Origin of the sequence: Tardiphaga sp. 215_C5_N2_1 (genome assembly GCF_052076055.1) — a bacterium.
Taxonomy (GTDB): domain Bacteria; phylum Pseudomonadota; class Alphaproteobacteria; order Rhizobiales; family Xanthobacteraceae; genus Tardiphaga; species Tardiphaga robiniae.
Genome location: NZ_CP197240.1, coordinates 4,888,735 through 4,904,621, shown reverse-complemented (window position 1 = coordinate 4,904,621; position 15,887 = coordinate 4,888,735). Strand labels below are relative to the sequence as shown.

Here is a 15,887-nt window from a genome sequence, read left to right as displayed (position 1 = left end):
GTGCATTCACGGCAATAATTCCTAGATTTCGCCACGATTCACCGCCCCGCAGAAATCCGGGCCAAGGGACCGAAACCGATGATGCTCTCGCACGCCCAGATCTGGAACGCCCTCGACCGCCTCGCAGAGCGCAACGGCATGTCACCCTCCGGCCTTGCGAAGAAGGCGGGGCTCGACGCCACGACCTTCAACAAATCCAAGCGCATCACCAACGACGGCCGCGAGCGCTGGCCGTCGACGGAGTCGGTCTCGAAGGCGCTGACCGCAACCGGCGTGACCATCGACAGCTTCGTCACGCTGATCGAAGGCACCAAGCGCATCGTGCAGTCGGTGCCGCTGCTCGGCTTCGCACAGGCCGGCCATGGCGGTTACTTCGACGACGCGGGTTTTCCCGCCGGCAGCAAGGGCTGGGACGAAGTGGGCCTGCCGTCGGTGAATGACGAGCACGCTTATGCGCTGAAGATCTCTGGCGACTCGATGAAGCCCGCTTATCGCGACGGCGACATCATCGTCGTCTCGCCTGAAGCGCAGATCCGCAAAGGCGACCGCGTCGTGGTCAAGACCAAGGACGGCGAGGTGATGGCGAAGGAATTGAAGCGCCGAACCACGAAGATCATCGAGCTGCAGTCGCTCAATCCGAACCATGTCGACCGCAGCTTTCCGGCCGCCGACATCGCCTGGATCGCGCGCATCGTCTGGGCGAGCCAGTAACCGAACACACTCTGGACTGGCGTCCGGCCACCGAATGATCTATGCGAGTTCCCTATCCGAAACTCGCAACCTTCGGTGGCGCCATGAAAACCAGAACAATCGTTGCCGGCGCGATCGCGCTGGCCCTCGTTAGCGCAGGTTCTCTCGCACATGCGAAGCCCATGACCTGCGCGGTCGTCACGACAAAGCAGCTCGAAGCGCTATTCGACCGCTGGAATGCCTCGCTCGCAACGCTCGACCCCGCCAAGGTCACCGCCAATTACGCCTCGGACGCGGTGCTGCTGCCGACGGTGTCGAACACGCCGCGCACCGACAGCGCGTCGATCCAGAGCTACTTCGTGGATTTTCTGAAGAAGCACCCGCAAGGCAAGATCGACACGCGCACCGTCAAGATCGGCTGCAACATGGCATCCGACGTCGGCACCTACACCTTCACACTGTCCGGAAAATCCCCCAGCGATACGCAAATCGTCAAGGCCCGCTACAGCTATGTCTATGTCTACCGCGACAAGAAATGGCTGATCGCGCATCACCACTCGTCGGCAATGCCGGAGCCTGTCACGCCGGCAGCAGCGCCAAAATAGGCATCAAGAAAAAGGCGCGCTCCGTCAGGAAGCGCGCCTTTGACGTTTCGTTGGGTGTAAGCCTCAGGCCGAGCGCGCCAGCGCGCCGTCGATCATGTTGATCGCATTCTGCACGCCATAGACCGCGACGAAGGACCCGAAGCGCGGGCCCTTCTCCTGGCCGAGCAGCACCTGGTACAGCATGTTGAACCAGTCGAGCGAGACCCCGGGCCGGCCATCCTTGGCGAGCTTCTTGTGATCGAGGAACGGCTCGCGGCGGCCGATCTCATAGACCGCGTTCTGGATGTCTTCCGGCGTGGCCTCCGCCGGCAGTTGCGAGAGGGCATCGCGCAGATCCTGCAGCGCCACGCGCTCGACATCAGTGGGCTCGCGGAACGTCTTGGTCGGCGCCACGAAGTCCCGATAGTAGTTGATGGCATAGCCGACCATCGCGTCGAGCCGCGGATGCGTCGCCGCGGAGACGCCCGGCCGATAACGCCGGATGAAGCCCCACAGGGTTTCGGCATTCTCGGCATTCGACGACGACACCAGCGTCAGCAGGAGCTGGAACGTGACCGGCATGTCCGCCACCGGCGGATCGCCGGCATGGATATGCCAGGCCGGATTGGACAGGCGCTGCTTGGGATCCTGCTTTGCATAGCCTTCGACGAATTGCTGGTACTCGTCGACATTGCGCGGAATCACGTCGAAGAACAGCCGCTTGGCCGCCTTCGGTTCGCGATACATGAACAGCGACAATGACTCCGGCGACGCGTAGCGCAGCCACTCGTCGATGGTCAGGCCGTTGCCCTTCGACTTGGAGATCTTGCCGCCCTTGTCGTCGAGGAAGAGCTCATAGTTGAAGCCTTCCGGCGGCGTGCCGCCGAGCGCCGCGCAGATCTTGCCCGACAGCTTTACGGAATCGATGAGATCCTTGCCGGCCATTTCATAGTCGATGCCGAGCGCCGCCCAGCGCATCGCCCAGTCGGCCTTCCACTGGCACTTCACATTGCCGCCGGTGACCGGCGTCGTGACTTCTTCGTTAGTGTCAGGATCGACATAGGTGATGGTGCCGGCGGCAACGTCGCGGCGAATCATCGGCACTTGCAACACGACGCCAGTGGTCTTGCTAATGGGAAGGAACGGCGAATAGGTCGCGCGGCGATCCGGGCCGAGGGTCGGCAGGATGATGTCCATGACCTTGTCATAGACTGCGAGCATCTTCAGCAGCGTCGCGTCGAACCGGCCGGATGTGTAGTAGTCGGTCGACGAAGCGAATTCGTAGTCGAAGCCGAACTGATCCAGGAAGACGCGCAGCCGTGCATTGTTGGCCGCACCGAAGGACGGATATTCGTTCGAGAACGGATCCGGCACCCGCGTCAGCGGCTTGCCGAGATGCGCGGCCAGCATGTCCTTGTTCGGCACATTGTCCGGCACCTTGCGCAGGCCGTCCATGTCGTCCGAGAAGGCAATCAGCCGGGTCTTGATCTTGTCCTCGGTGAGTACGCGGAAGGCGTGGCGCACCATGGTGGTGCGCGCGACTTCGCCGAAGGTGCCGATATGCGGCAGGCCCGACGGACCGTAGCCGGTCTCGAACAGCACTTCGTCTTTCGGCGTTTTCTTCAGACGCGCCACCAGCGCCTTCGCCTGCTCGAACGGCCAGGCGTTGGAAGTCTCGGCGAGCGCGCGCAGCTCGCTCGGGCTCATGGTGGGGTCTAGCGTGGACATCGTGTTTTGGGCCTCCGGGCCGCGGAACCTAGCGGCTCCGCACCGAAATGCCAAACCGCGGGATGAGAAAATTCAGAACGGGCTGACCGAGAAATAACGCAGCCACAAATCGGTGTAGCGGCCTTTCTCCCAGACCCGGAACAGGGCCCAGTTCAGCGCCTGGCGCAGCGTGTCGTTGCCTTTGCGGACGGCGATGCCGATGCCCTCGCCGAAGAAACGGCTTTCGATGAAGGGGCCGCCGCTGAAGGCGCAACAATCGGCGGAATCGCTGCCATTGATCCAGAAGGCGAACGAGATCGCATCGCCGAAGATGAAATCGACCTCGCTGCGTTTCAGCGCCTGGCGTAGCGCATCGTCGCTTGGAAAAGGCACCAGCACCGCATCGGTGAACATCGCCTTCAGATAGGCCTCATGGGTCGAGCCCGCGATCACGCCGACCTTCTTGCCTTCGAGATATTCCGGGCGGATCTCCGGCATCACCGCATTCTTGCGGGCCGCGAAGCGCGCCGGCGCACGGTAATAGGGATCGGTGAAATCGACGCGGGCGCGAATCTGCGGCGTCACCGCCATGGAGGCGATGATCGCGTCGCCCCGGTTGCTGGAAATGGCATCGAGCAACGTCTCGAAGCGGCGCATCTGCACCGTGCAGGTGACCTTGATCTCCTCGCAGAGAAGACGTGCGAGATCGACGTTGAAGCCCGCCGGATTGCCGTCGGGGCCGGTGAAGTTGAACGGCGGGTAGTCGGTCTCGGTCAGGAAGCGGATCACGGTGATGCGCGACAGGTCCGGCCGGTCCGGACGGCGACGCGGATCCCAGAAGCCCGGCACGGCCTGCGGACCGGGCTGGCTCACAGCCGGAGCCGACGTCTGCGCCGAAGCCGGTGCGGCCGAAAACAGCGACATCCATGCGGCCAGCAAAGCGCCAAGGGTCAGCGCAGTTGCGCGACACTTCATCAGCGGTATTTGGTTGCGGGAATTAACCATCTGTGGTTGCATAGGGTGCTTCCGGATCGCGGTCTTATAGACCATCCGGCGCGAGACGCGAGTAGCGTTTGTGGTGTGAGGGCGTTGCATGGGGGTGCAGCAATCTTCCCGGGGTCATCGGCCGCGCGTTTCGCGCCAGCCGGCCGCCGCGCTACGCTCTCCTCCTCTGCCGATCGGCAGGATGACCTCCTTCCCCATGCCGGAGCGAGACGGGTCGGACCGGCGCGCGGAACCAGCCAGCGAACTCGACTGCCTGCGCGGCATACTCCCGGTCCCGCTTCTGCACGCCGCGGAGCGACGGAGCCGCGAGCTCAATCTGGGCGCCGATCAGATCCTGATCCAATGGGGCGTCATCACCGAGGAGACGTATGTCGCGCATCTGGCCCGCCACCTTGGCATAGGCTTCGACGATCTCTCGACAGTCGGGCGCGCTCACTGCCCCCTGGCTGATGCCGATCTTCCGGAGATCGCAGAGTTCGGCATCCTGCCCCTCCAGAAGAATGACACACTCAACTGGGTCGTCGCGCCGCGTGCTTTTACAGCACGACGCCTGACACGTTTCTCCACCACATATCCATCGCTGATCGCGCGCATTCGGCTGACCACGCGGCGTCACCTGCATCAATATCTGACCGAGCAGACCGGCGACGCGCTTTCGGATATCGCCGCCGAAGGCCTGCTGCAGACGCGACCTGCCATGTCGGCCAAGTCGATCATCGGTTGGCGCAGAGGATTGCAGCCAGCGATTCTGCTGCTGGTATGCGCGGTTCTCGCGCTTCTGTATCCGACGCTGGCGATGGATCTGATCGGCGGCCTGGCGGCGATCTGGTTTCTCGCCTTTTCGCTTCTCAGGCTGACTTGCGTGCTGGTGCCGCCGCAACCGGAGCAACGGTTTCCGCCTTTGCGCGACGACCAACTACCGATCTACTCGGTGGTCGTCGCGCTCTATCGCGAGGAAACGTCCGTTCCGGGTCTGTTGCGATCCCTGCAAAGGCTCGACTATCCCTCCGAAAAACTCGACATCATTCTGGTGCTTGAGCCCGACGATCTGCGGACCCGCGCCGCCGTTGCCAGAGCCCGGCGGGGGCCGCAGGTTCAAGTCCTGATCGCACAGGCGACGGGTCCGAAAACTAAGCCGAAGGCGCTGAATGTTGCACTTCCCTTCGTCCGCGGCAGCTTTCTGACGGTGTTCGATGCCGAAGACGATCCCGACCCCGGCCAATTGCGCGCCGCGCTCGGCATGTTTCGCCAGCATAACGACGACGTCGCCTGCATTCAGGCCGGGCTGCATTTCGACAATCTGACGCACAGCCTGCTGTCACGCATGGCGGCAGTCGAATATGCCGGGCTGTTCGCGGTCTTCCTGCCCGGACTGGTCGCATTGGGCATGCCACTGCCCCTCGGCGGCACCTCCAATCATTTCCGCACGGACACCTTGCGCCGCATCGGCGGCTGGGACGCCTATAACGTCACGGAAGATGCCGACCTCGGGATTCGCCTGGCGCGGCTGGGCTATCGCTCGGTGACCATTCCATCGGTCACGCTTGAGGAAGCACCGATCGCGTTCGGCGCGTGGCTGCGACAACGCTCACGCTGGATGAAGGGCTGGATGCAGACCTGGGCCGTGCATATGCGCGATCCCCGAAAACTGTGGGACGAAGCCGGTGCGCGGGGATTCCTCGCACTCAACATCGTCTTCGGCGGCAATATCCTGACGTCGCTGGCTTTTACGGTGCTGGTCGTCAAACTTATCGCCTGCCTGCTGCTTGCCGATAGCACCCTGCTGCTTGGCGACCGGCTGTCGTCACTGCACGTGCTGGCTATCGCCTGCGGCTTCATCGCGACCTGCATCCTGGGCCTCACCGGCCTGATGCGCCGCGGCCGTCTGCGCGACGGCTGGATCCTGGCCCTGACGCCGATTTATTGGGGATGTCTCTCGATCGCGACCTGGCGCGCGCTGTGGCAATTCTGGACCCGGCGCCATCACTGGGAAAAGACCGAGCACGGTCTCGTGCATCGGACCGGCACGATGGCAGCGAACCGCAGGCGACCTCAGAGATAGCGCTTGAGATCCGTGGCCGCTTCTTCCGGCTTGCGCTTGAGGTTGAACGGCGCGACGAAATTGCCGTCGCGGTCCATCAGATAGATCAGCGCGGTGTGATCCATCGTATAGTCACCGTCCTTGGTCGGCACCTTCTTGGCATAGACACGGTAGCCGGAAATCACCTTCGCCACCGCATCAGGCGTACCGGTCAAACCCTTCAGATGCGGATCGAAGCTCGACAGATATTCCTTCATGATCGGTGCCGTATCGCGCTCGGGATCGACCGAGACGAAATAGGTATTGATACGATCGGCGTCCTTGCCCATCGCGCGCAGCACTTCCGACATTTCGAACAGCGAGGTCGGGCAGATGTCCGGGCAATGGGTGAAGCCGAAGAAGACCAGCGTCGGCTTGCCCTTCAGGCTCTGCTCGGTGACGGTCTGGCCGGACTGATCGGTGAGCTGGAACGGACCGCCGATCGAGGCCGGTGCGGCGACATTGCGGAAACCGCCCGTCAGCCACAGCACGACCAGCAATCCCGCCGCGAGGCTGCCGGCGAAGGCAGCAATAATGACCAGCGGCCGGGTGGTTCGATCAGTCATGGAATGTTCCCTGAATTGCCCTTTGGCAGCCGATCACATGCAGGCGGCGATGCCGGTCTTGATCATCTCGAAAAATACGGCCGTGCCGTAATGTGCCCACAGCCCGATTGCACCCACCAGAAGGAGCGCTGCGAACGCAGCGGCCGATGCGACAATGACCGACGCAAGCCGTGACGGCGGCTCGGACGCGGGCATCGGGCTCTTAGGCGTCAATAAAGGCTGCACCATCAGACGATCTCAGAACGGCGAAGGCCCGAGATCATTCAAGAGCCCGCCATCCAGGTTCCAGATAGGCTGAGATGACGGCGCGGGCAAGCGCCCCCGGCGCCGCAGAGCATCACGTCATGCTGATGGAATAAAAACCAGATCGGCCTTTAGCTTTTTGTTCTGACGCGTTTTCTTGACGCGAACCGGCATCCACTTCGCTCGAAAACGCTCTAGCGCGCGCTGGAGGCGTGAGCATCCATGTAACAGGGCTTGTACATGCCCATCAGCTGGCGGCCGCGCAGGAAGATCATCTGCGTCTTCAGCCCGCCGCGTTTGGAGATCCAGCGCCGGATCTGCGTCGGATACATCGAATACAGCATCTGGGTGGCTTCCGGATTGGTCACCGCGCGACCATTGGCACCCATGTCCCAGGCCGCATGAAAGCCGAGATTGGCATTGGAGGTGACGCAGATCCGGTCACGCGGAACCGCGCCAAGCACGATCGTGCAGGCCGAGGCGCACAGGCCATCGATGATCACGGTTTCGCCGGAAGTGCGCAATCCCTGATATCTGTCGACATAGGTTCCGATCCGTCCGCCACGATCATCCGCGATCCGAACCACCGCGTGACTTGCCCCGACGCCCGCGAACAGCAAGACCGCCGCCAGCAAACCCGTAACGAACTTCATGTCCAGCCCCAAAACCTGTCGATCCCGAATCTGAGCGCCCTGGTGATGCAGGGCATCGTCAGCGTGTTGCCAGATCGTGGCTTTGTCCAGACGAGCATGACGCTTCCAATGCGATTCAAATCGAGTGTTGCGCGCGGGATGCACCTCGTTCCCTCGCGGTATCAATCTGAAACAGCGCCGCCCTTCACGCGCAATTTCCGTTGACCAAAGTTCCCGCGCCGACTTCAATCTCCATTAACAAAATGGGGGAAACAGTATGGCCGTTGATGCGGATGTCATCGTCGTCGGCGGCGGACTCGCGGGCCTCGTTGCGGCCACGGAAATTGCCGACGCTGGCAAGCGCGTTGTCGTGGTCGATCAGGAAGGCGAGCAGAATCTCGGCGGCCAGGCGTTCTGGTCGTTCGGCGGTTTGTTCTTCGTCGACTCTCCGGAACTGCGGCGCCTTGGCATCAAAGACTCTTATGACCTGGCGATGCAGGACTGGCAGGGCACGGCCGGTTTCGATCGTGATGAGGACCTCTGGCCACGGCGCTGGGCCGAAGCCTATGTCGCTTTCGCCGCCGGCGAGAAACGCGACTGGCTGCGCGCCATGGGGCACCGTGTGTTTCCCGTGGTCGGCTGGGCCGAGCGCGGCGGCTATGACGCGATGGGCCACGGCAATTCGGTTCCGCGCTTTCATGTCACCTGGGGCACTGGCCCCGGCATCGTCGAGCCGTTCGAGCGGCGTGCGCGCGAGGCGCAGAAGAAGGGTCTGCTGAGCTTCAGGTTCCGCCATCGCGTCGATGCGCTCAGCGTCACCAACGGAACTGTCGATGGCGTGAGCGGCGCGATTCTCGAACCGTCCAACACAGAGCGCGGCGAAAGCAGTTCGCGCAATGTGATCGGCGACTTCTCGCTGCGCGCGCAAGCCGTGATCGTTGCCTCCGGCGGCATCGGCGGCAATCATGATCTGGTGCGGCAGAACTGGCCGAAGCGCCTCGGCGAACCGCCGAAGCGCATGATCTCTGGTGTGCCCGCCCATGTCGACGGTCGCATGATGGGCATCACGGAAGCCGCCGGTGCGCGGCTGATCAATCGCGACCGCATGTGGCATTATGTCGAGGGCATCGAGAACTGGAATCCGATCTGGCCGAAACACGGCATACGCATTCTGCCCGGCCCGTCGTCGATGTGGTTCGACGCCACCGGCAAGCGGCTGCCGGCGCCGCTGTTTCCCGGCTCCGACACGCTCGGCCAACTGCAATACATCCAGTCCACCGGCTATGATTATTCATGGTTCGTGCTGACGCAGGCGATCATCAAGAAAGAGTTTGCGCTCTCGGGCTCCGAGCAGAATCCCGATCTCACCGGCAAGAGCTGGCTGATGACCGCGCGCCGCGCCACCAATAAGGGCGCGCCGGCGCCGGTCGAAGCCTTCAAGGATCACGGCATCGACTTCGTGGTGCGCGACAATCTCGACGACCTCGTCAGCGCCATGAATGCGCTGACCGGCGACAATCTGCTGAAGCTCGACGAGATCCGCACGCAGATCGAGGCGCGTGACCGCACCATGGCCAATCCCTACGTCAAGGATGCGCAGGTGATGAACATCCACAATGCGCGCAAATATATCGGCGACCGCCTGATCCGAACCGCGAAACCGCATCGCATTCTCGACCCCGCACAGGGCCCACTGATCGCCGTGCGGCTCAACATCCTGACGCGCAAGACGCTGGGCGGCTTCGAGACCGATCTGGACTCGCGCGTGTTCGGCAGCAACGGCCAGATCATGCCTGGCCTTTACGCGGTCGGTGAAGCTGCCGGCTTCGGCGGCGGCGGCATGCACGGCTATCGCTCGCTGGAAGGCACGTTTCTCGGCGGCTGTCTGTTCACGGGTCGCACCGCCGGGCGCGCAGCGGCGAAGGCGGTGGGGTGATCGGTCTCCCGCTCACAGCCATCCGTTGCGCTTGAAGCGGGTATACAGGTAACCGCAGATCGCGGCGATGCCGCCCAGCACCACGTAATAACCGTAAGCCCATTTCAGCTCCGGCATGTGTTCGAAATTCATGCCGTAGATTCCGGCAATCGCCGTCGGCACCGCCAGGATCGCCGCCCAGGCCGCAAGCCGGCGGGTAATCTCGGTCTGCTGCGACTGCCCTGACATCAAGCTGGCTTCAAAGGCAAAGGCCAGCACTTCGCGCAGCGAATCGATATCTTCTTCCGCGCGTTTGACGTGATCCAGCACGTCGCGGAACAGCGGCTTCATGTCATCGTCGATGAACAGGATATCGATATGTTCGAGTCGGTGACAGACATCGACCAGCGGTCCGACCGCGCGACGAAGGCGCAATAGCTCGCGGCGCAGCTTGTAGAGCCGCTCGAATTCGGCCCGCGTCAGCATGCGGTGCAGGACACCATCCTCGAGCTCGTCGATCTCTGACAGGATGGATTCGATGACTGGACGATAGTTGTCGACGATGAAATCGAGAATTGCGTAGAGGATGTAGTCTTCGCCGTGCGTCAGGTTTGTCGGGCAAGCCTCGCATCGCTCGCGGACAGACGCATAGGACGTCGAGGCGCCATGGCGCACGGACACGACGTAGCCTTTACCCAAGAAGATATGCGTCTCGCCGAAAGCAACAGTCTGATCGACCAGCTGCGCCGTTCGCGCGACGATGAAGAGCGCCTCGCCATACTGCTCCACCTTGGGATGCTGATGCGACTTCAGCGCGTCCTCGATGGCGAGCGGATGCAGATCGAATTGCGCGCGCAGTTTCTCGAGCAGTTCAAGGGACGGTTCAAACAGTCCGATCCAGACGACATGGCCCGGCTTCTGCGCCCAGACGCCCGCCTCCTCGACGGGGATATCCGCAACACGGCGGCCATTGGCATAGACGCTGGAGGCGACAACGCCGGGGACATTGCCAGCGGTTGCAGCTGAGAGGGGAAACGTCATGCAAGAACCTTGTGTTGTGCGAACAGCAACGGGCGCCTTTGAAGAACGGCGGGACTGCCAAACCGTTCAATCGCCATGCGGCACCGATCATCTGGAATGAATGAGGGGGCTGGAGCGGACGGAGGGAATCGAACCCTCGTATGCAGCTTGGGAAGCTGCCGTTCTACCATTGAACTACGCCCGCATCGTCGCGCCATCTGATCTAGCCGAGACCGGCCGATCCGCCAAGCGGATTGATGGCAGCCGGTTACAGTTCCTTGCGCCGCACACCCGGCCGCGCCCTCCGAAAGGTCACCGCTCAAAGATTCCAGATGACGGTTTCAATTCGCCTGCTAACATCGCCTTCGGGATGGCTGGGCACGGATACACAACCTTCGACACGTCGGTGGGCCGATGCGGTATCGCATGGGGCGATGCCGGCATTGTTGGCGTGCAATTGCCGGAAGCGCGCGAGATCGAGACCCGGCGCCGCCTGCTGCAGCAATTTCCCGATGCGCGCGAATTCCGGCCGCCCGCCGATGTCGGCTACGCCATCGAGGGCATCGTTGCGCTGCTGCGCGGGCAAGCCGTCGACCTCGTCGATGTCCCCGTCGACATGCATGGCCTGCCGCTGTTCAATTGCCGCGTCTATGAGGCCATTCGGATGATCCCGCGCGGCGAGACCCGCACCCATGCGGAGATCGCGGCCAAGCTCGGCGCCAGCGGCGCTGTCTATTCGGTCGGGCAAGCCATCGCGCGCAATCCGTTTGCGATCCTCGTGCCATGCCACCGCGCATTGGCCGTTGCGGGCCAGACCAGCGGCTTTGCCGGCAATGGCGGCATCATCACCAAGTCGCGGCTGCTCTCGATCGAGGGCGCGCTGGCGGGCCGGACGACCACCCTGTTCGATGCCCTGCTGTCGGTTGCCCCACCGCGCCCGCAGGGCTAAATTCAGCCCATGCAGGCAACAACACTGTTCCAGAGCAACGCGATCACCGTCACGGACTATCGCTGTACGGCGGGTCCGGACGACCAGCCGTTTTCCGAACAGCACGCCGGCCATTCGCTCTCCTATGTTCGCAAGGGCAGTTTCGGCTGTCGCTGCCGCGGGCAATCGCACGAACTCATCGCCGGCGCGCTGCTGATCGGGCACCCCGGCGACGAATATACCTGCCATCACGAGCATCATGGCTCTGGCGACGAGTGCCTTTCATTCTCCTTCGCGCCTGAGCTGATCGACACCGTCGGCGACGCCAGGGACATCTGGCAGCAGGGCGCCATCGCGCCGCGCGCCGAATTGATGGTGCTGGGCGAGCTCGCGCAGGCCAGCGCAGAGGCGCACAGCGATCTCGGGCTCGATGAGATCGGTCATGCCTTTGCGGCGCGCTTTGTCGACGTCGTCTCGGGCGAGCCGCGCAGGCGTGTAAATGGCAATGCACGGGATCGCCGGCGCGCGGTCGAGGCCGCGCTGTGGATCGACGCCCATGCCAGCGAGGAGATCGATCTCGATGCGGCCGCCCGTCAGGCCGGATTGAGTCCGTTTCATTTCCTGCGCTTGTTCAGGAATGTGCTCGGCGTGACACCGCACCAGTATCTGGTGCGCGCGCGGCTGCGGCAGGCTGCAAACCTGCTGGTCGAGGAAGACCGCGCCATCACCGACATCGCCTTCGATGTCGGCTTCGGCGATCTCTCGAATTTCGTGCGCAGCTTCCATCGCGCTGCCGGCGTCTCGCCCCGCGCATTTCGACAGGCTTCCCGCGGCGACCGCAAGATTTTCCAAGAACGGCTGGCCGTGCACTGAGTAGCTTGCCGTCCTGATCAACCGGGAGGCACAGCATGGCATCGATTCACAAAGAGATTTTCCTCGGCGCACCGGCCGGCGACGTCTGGTCCGCACTGGCCGACTTCGGCGCGCTGCACACCCGGCTGGTGCCGGGGTTCGTCACCGACACAAAGCTGGACGGCGACGCGCGTATCGTGACGTTCGCCAATGGATCCGTCGCACGCGAAAGACTGGTCACCTGCGACCACGACCGACGGCGCCTCGTCTATGCCATCGTCAACGAGCGGATCAGCCAGCACAGTGCGTCAGCGCAGGTGTTTGCCGATGGCGATGCGCGCTGCCGGTTCGTCTGGATCGCCGACGTGCTGCCGAACGAGATCGCGCCTTACATGAGCGAGCAGATGGATCTGGGCCTGGCGGCGATGCAGACCCAGTTCGGGAAAGCCGCGCGATGACTGCATCGTTTCTCGATGCGCTCGCAGCGGACGGTCCTGCCCCGGATCGCATCGGCCAGATGGATCTCTATGGCTGGCTGATCGGCGCCTGGGATCTCGATGTGGTCAGGTATATGCCGGACGGCGGAGAGCGCCGGCGCAAGGGCGAATGGCATTTCGGCTGGGTGCTGGAAGGCCGTGCCATCCAGGATGTCTGGATCGTGCCGCCGCGCGGCCGTTTGCGCGACGGCGACGCCGCAACGAATGCCTACTCGTATGGAAGCACGCTGCGGATCTACGATCCGCGCATCGATGCGTGGCAGATCCAGTGGACCGATCCGGTGATGCAGAATTTTCTCACCATGACCGGCCGCAAACAGGGCAACGACATCGTCCAGCTCGGCCGCGACAATGACGGACGCCCGATCCGCTGGAGCTTCTCGCAGATTACGCCGCGCTCGTTTCTATGGCGCGGCGAGACCTCGCGTGACGACGGCGCGACGTGGCGGCGCGATGTGGAATTTACTGCGACGCGCGTCGGCTAGAAACTGCTCAGACGAGCTCCGGCCGGATCTCGGGCACGGGACCGGCCTTCGGTCCCCACGGCGTCAGCAGCACGCTGAGTGCCGACAGCACGCCGAGCAGCACCATGGACGCAGCAGCAAGCCAGAAGAAGCTTGTGGCCGAGGCATCGATAGACAGCAGCCACCAGCCTCCAACGCTGACGAAGACCAGCCGCGCGGTTTGCGCTAGCACCGGGCCGAGCACCTTGGCGGCGCCCTGCGAGGCAAAATAGGCCACCGTGGACAGCCCCAGAAAGGCATACATTGGCGCACAGGTGGCCAGATAGGTCCGGCTTGCCGCACGCACACCGGCATCATTGGTGAACATATTGACCCAGGCATCGGGGAAGATCGCGATCAGTGTGCCGAGCAGACCGACAACACCGAAGGCGATCACGCTGCCAGTCCAGGTCACGCGGCGCGCACGCGCGATGCGGCCAGCGCCGATTGCCATGCCGACGATCGGCACCGAGGCGATACCCACCGCGAAAGCCAGCGTGCTCAGCATGAATTCGAGCCGCGCACCGATGCCGTAGCCGGCCAGCACCGCGGTGCCGTATTGCGCCAGCATATGGGTGAAAATCAGGAGAGTCAGAACGCCCTGTAGCGGATTGAAACAGGCGATGGCACCCACTTTCAGAATATCGAAGAACATTCCGCGCTGAATGCGGAAGCCCTTGATCTGAGGCCGGACTCGCGCACGACCGGAAAAGACATACCAGCCCATGACGCCTGTGCCGATCGTGAATGCAATCAGCGTGCCCGCCGCGACGCCGGGCATGCCGAATTGCGGGATCGGACCGAAGCCGAGGCCCAGCACGCCACCGAGAACCACCTGCAAGGCGGCCCCCGCCATCTGCATGGCGGAGGGCATCTTCATGTTGCCGGTGCCGCGCAGGATCGCCGCGAAGGTATTCAGCAGCCACGGGATCACGCCACCAGCGAAGAAGACGGTGATGTAGCCCTGCGCCTGGCTCAGCACATTGCCGCGGCCACCAAGCAGTTGCAGCAGCATGGAGCCGAAGGTCAGCATGCCGACCGTGAAGGTGAGGCCGAAGCAGATGGCGATCAGCAGCGCATGGCCCGCCAGCGTATCGGCGCGCGCGCGGTCGCCGGCGCCGAGCGCGCGCGCGATGGCTGAGGACACGCCACCGCCCATGGCGCCGCCGGACATGGTCATGGTCAGCATCACGAATGGAAACACCAGCGCCATCGCCGCCAATGCTTCGGTGCCGAGCCGGCCGACATAGGTGGTCTCGAAAATAACGACAACGGCGCCTGCCGTCAGCGCGATGACATTGGGCCAGGCCAGCCGCAGGATGGTCGGCAGAATGGGATGATCCAGCAGGGGATTTTTGGCGGGCGCCTTCAGGCTCGGAAGCGGCTGCTTGTCGGCATCGACCAATCGGGGTTCGGCGACGACAGCGTCCGACATGCATTCTCCCTGAGCTTCCGGTCTTGCCTGCCGGACACCTCGTTCCTAGCACCGATCGCGGACAAAGCCATGCGCGACACACGCATGGGGGATGTTCGATTTGCACTGCAGTATCAAGGGGTCGAGGCGCTAGCCGATCGACCAGATGAACGGGAGCGCACCACCTCGTGCCGGCGTCATCGCGATGGGTATATTGCGACCGCATCCGGCGGCGAGGCCCTCGACCAACCCCTGCAAGGCCCTCGCGCAGGCGGCATTGTTGTCGGCGACGCCGTCCATCAATTTCCAGCTCTGCTGCCGGATCTCGAACTGGCCCTCGGACTTGCCGATCTCCACGATGTCGTCCTGCGCTGCGAACAGGGTGCCGAGGAATTCCGCGAAGGCCTTGACGTCTCCGCGCGGCAGGCCAAAGCCCGCAGACATCTCATCGAAATACTGCATGCCAATCAGCTTGCCGGTGAGATGCAGTAAATAGCCCGCATCGACCGGGCCGAACAGTTGAACCGCCACAGGCGCTGCGGTCCGTACATATTCCATGGCGTAGTTGCGATAGGCCTTTTCCAGCCGGGCTTTCGGCCAGCTATCCACCGGCAACGCGGGTGCCTTGGCGGGATCGAACAACGGCGCTTCCAGATGGCGCGCGAACACCAGACGCTGATCGATATCCAAATCATGGTCGTATTCGCAGTAATAGCCTTCGAGACCATCCTGGCCATCGACGCTCTGCTTGGTGCAGACGAAACCCATGCGCGAATTGCCAAGCGAGACGCCGTTGTTGGCGTGCCAGCCGCGCAGCATCGCGCGGGAGACTTCGCCGGGCACGCCGCAGATTGCCGTGCCGCGCCAGATCCAGCGCGGCGGCGGATAGCGGATCCAGGCCTTGCGGTCACTCTCAACCATGTACTCGACCGACACGCCGCCGATCCAGTTCGAGAGATAGTGATACTGGGCCGCAGCGACCGCGGGTGGCAGGCCGGACAGACCGAGCTTTGCGAGGCCGGGCAGGAAGCGCTCCTGCTGCTGCCGGCGGAAGATCCGAAACATGAATTCCGCGGCGTCTGCCGTGCCGCGGCGCGTGACCGTGGTCAGGATCAGGCCGGTGAAATAGGCGTGATAAAGATCGGCGACGCTACGCCAGCGCGTCCAAGTGGCTTCGTCGCTCGTATTTGTCGGTCCGGTCATCGTTTCTTCCCTGATTATTGGGAAGGACCATAGCCGCGCATCACTCTA

16 protein-coding genes and 1 tRNA gene are annotated in these 15,887 nt (G+C 63.1%); 8 read left to right on the top strand and 9 right to left on the bottom strand.

Annotated features, from left to right (window positions below):
* Nucleotides 1-81: 81 nt before the first annotated feature.
* Nucleotides 82-711 carry a S24 family peptidase gene (locus AB7828_RS23315; protein ID WP_089266927.1) on the top strand — a complete coding sequence of 210 codons (630 nt, stop codon included), beginning with the start codon at nucleotides 82-84 and terminating at the stop codon, nucleotides 709-711.
* A gap of 83 nt (nucleotides 712-794) precedes the next feature.
* Entirely contained in the window at nucleotides 795-1,295 is a 501-nt protein-coding gene (locus tag AB7828_RS23310) for an SgcJ/EcaC family oxidoreductase (protein WP_441231277.1), read from the top strand.
* Between the two features lie 63 nt (nucleotides 1,296-1,358).
* Here AB7828_RS23310 and AB7828_RS23305 read toward each other — a convergent pair whose 3' ends face one another.
* Both AB7828_RS23305 and AB7828_RS23300 read right to left on the bottom strand, forming a co-directional pair.
* Complete coding sequence (locus AB7828_RS23305; RefSeq protein ID WP_441231276.1) at nucleotides 1,359-3,002, bottom strand: lysine--tRNA ligase; 1,644 nt, start codon at nucleotides 3,000-3,002, stop codon at nucleotides 1,359-1,361.
* Between the two features lie 72 nt (nucleotides 3,003-3,074).
* Complete coding sequence (locus tag AB7828_RS23300; RefSeq protein WP_441231275.1) at nucleotides 3,075-3,956, bottom strand: transporter substrate-binding domain-containing protein; 882 nt, start codon at nucleotides 3,954-3,956, stop codon at nucleotides 3,075-3,077.
* Nucleotides 3,957-4,167: 211 nt separating this feature from the next.
* Here AB7828_RS23300 and AB7828_RS23295 point away from each other — a divergent pair, with 211 nt between their 5' ends.
* Entirely contained in the window at nucleotides 4,168-6,048 is a 1,881-nt protein-coding gene (locus tag AB7828_RS23295) for a glycosyltransferase (protein WP_441231274.1), read from the top strand.
* Here the strand turns inward: AB7828_RS23295 and AB7828_RS23290 are convergent.
* The 3 genes from AB7828_RS23290 to AB7828_RS23280 form a co-directional block, all read right to left on the bottom strand.
* Nucleotides 6,039-6,632 (bottom strand): SCO family protein, encoded by a 594-nt coding sequence (locus AB7828_RS23290; RefSeq protein WP_089266787.1) that lies wholly within the window; start codon nucleotides 6,630-6,632, stop codon nucleotides 6,039-6,041. The two genes, AB7828_RS23295 and AB7828_RS23290, sit on opposite strands and share 10 nt — an antisense overlap.
* Nucleotides 6,633-6,665: 33 nt before the next feature.
* Nucleotides 6,666-6,827 carry a hypothetical protein gene (locus AB7828_RS23285; protein WP_244628370.1) on the bottom strand — a complete coding sequence of 54 codons (162 nt, stop codon included), beginning with the start codon at nucleotides 6,825-6,827 and terminating at the stop codon, nucleotides 6,666-6,668.
* Nucleotides 6,828-7,069: 242 nt separating this feature from the next.
* Nucleotides 7,070-7,528, bottom strand: a complete 459-nt coding sequence (locus AB7828_RS23280; RefSeq protein ID WP_089266785.1) for a hypothetical protein — start codon at nucleotides 7,526-7,528, stop codon at nucleotides 7,070-7,072.
* A gap of 256 nt (nucleotides 7,529-7,784) precedes the next feature.
* On the opposite strand from AB7828_RS23280, the gene AB7828_RS23275 reads away from it, so the two are divergent.
* On the top strand, nucleotides 7,785-9,443 hold the full coding sequence (locus AB7828_RS23275; RefSeq protein WP_441231273.1) for an FAD-binding dehydrogenase: 1,659 nt from the start codon (nucleotides 7,785-7,787) through the stop codon (nucleotides 9,441-9,443).
* 12 nt (nucleotides 9,444-9,455) lie between these two features.
* Here AB7828_RS23275 and corA read toward each other — a convergent pair whose 3' ends face one another.
* Together corA and AB7828_RS23265 are read right to left on the bottom strand one after the other, a co-directional pair.
* A complete protein-coding gene (gene corA, locus AB7828_RS23270) occupies nucleotides 9,456-10,463 on the bottom strand; it encodes a magnesium/cobalt transporter CorA (protein WP_089266783.1) in 1,008 nt (335 codons plus the stop codon).
* A 110-nt stretch (nucleotides 10,464-10,573) separates the two neighbouring features.
* Nucleotides 10,574-10,647: transfer RNA gene (locus AB7828_RS23265), tRNA-Gly, on the bottom strand.
* Between the two features lie 165 nt (nucleotides 10,648-10,812).
* Between AB7828_RS23265 and AB7828_RS23260 the strand changes: the two genes are divergently transcribed.
* Genes AB7828_RS23260 through AB7828_RS23245 form a run of 4 tightly spaced genes read left to right on the top strand, consistent with a single transcriptional unit; the run spans nucleotide 10,813 to nucleotide 13,204 of the window.
* Complete coding sequence (locus AB7828_RS23260) at nucleotides 10,813-11,391, top strand: methylated-DNA--[protein]-cysteine S-methyltransferase (protein ID WP_441231272.1); 579 nt, start codon at nucleotides 10,813-10,815, stop codon at nucleotides 11,389-11,391.
* 9 nt (nucleotides 11,392-11,400) lie between these two features.
* Nucleotides 11,401-12,243, top strand: a complete 843-nt coding sequence (locus tag AB7828_RS23255; protein ID WP_441231271.1) for a helix-turn-helix domain-containing protein — start codon at nucleotides 11,401-11,403, stop codon at nucleotides 12,241-12,243.
* A gap of 35 nt (nucleotides 12,244-12,278) precedes the next feature.
* The gene (locus AB7828_RS23250) at nucleotides 12,279-12,680 is read left to right on the top strand and encodes an SRPBCC family protein (RefSeq protein WP_441231270.1); all 402 of its coding nucleotides are present in this window, start codon (nucleotides 12,279-12,281) and stop codon (nucleotides 12,678-12,680) included.
* The gene (locus AB7828_RS23245; RefSeq protein WP_441231269.1) at nucleotides 12,677-13,204 is read left to right on the top strand and encodes a hypothetical protein; all 528 of its coding nucleotides are present in this window, start codon (nucleotides 12,677-12,679) and stop codon (nucleotides 13,202-13,204) included. The genes AB7828_RS23250 and AB7828_RS23245 overlap by 4 nt, the downstream gene beginning before the upstream one ends.
* A gap of 7 nt (nucleotides 13,205-13,211) precedes the next feature.
* Here the strand turns inward: AB7828_RS23245 and AB7828_RS23240 are convergent, their stop codons facing one another.
* Both AB7828_RS23240 and AB7828_RS23235 read right to left on the bottom strand, forming a co-directional pair.
* Nucleotides 13,212-14,657 (bottom strand): MATE family efflux transporter, encoded by a 1,446-nt coding sequence (locus AB7828_RS23240; protein WP_309940737.1) that lies wholly within the window; start codon nucleotides 14,655-14,657, stop codon nucleotides 13,212-13,214.
* 129 nt (nucleotides 14,658-14,786) lie between these two features.
* Complete coding sequence (locus tag AB7828_RS23235) at nucleotides 14,787-15,839, bottom strand: hypothetical protein (RefSeq protein WP_441231268.1); 1,053 nt, start codon at nucleotides 15,837-15,839, stop codon at nucleotides 14,787-14,789.
* Between the last annotated feature and the right edge of the window lie 48 nt (nucleotides 15,840-15,887).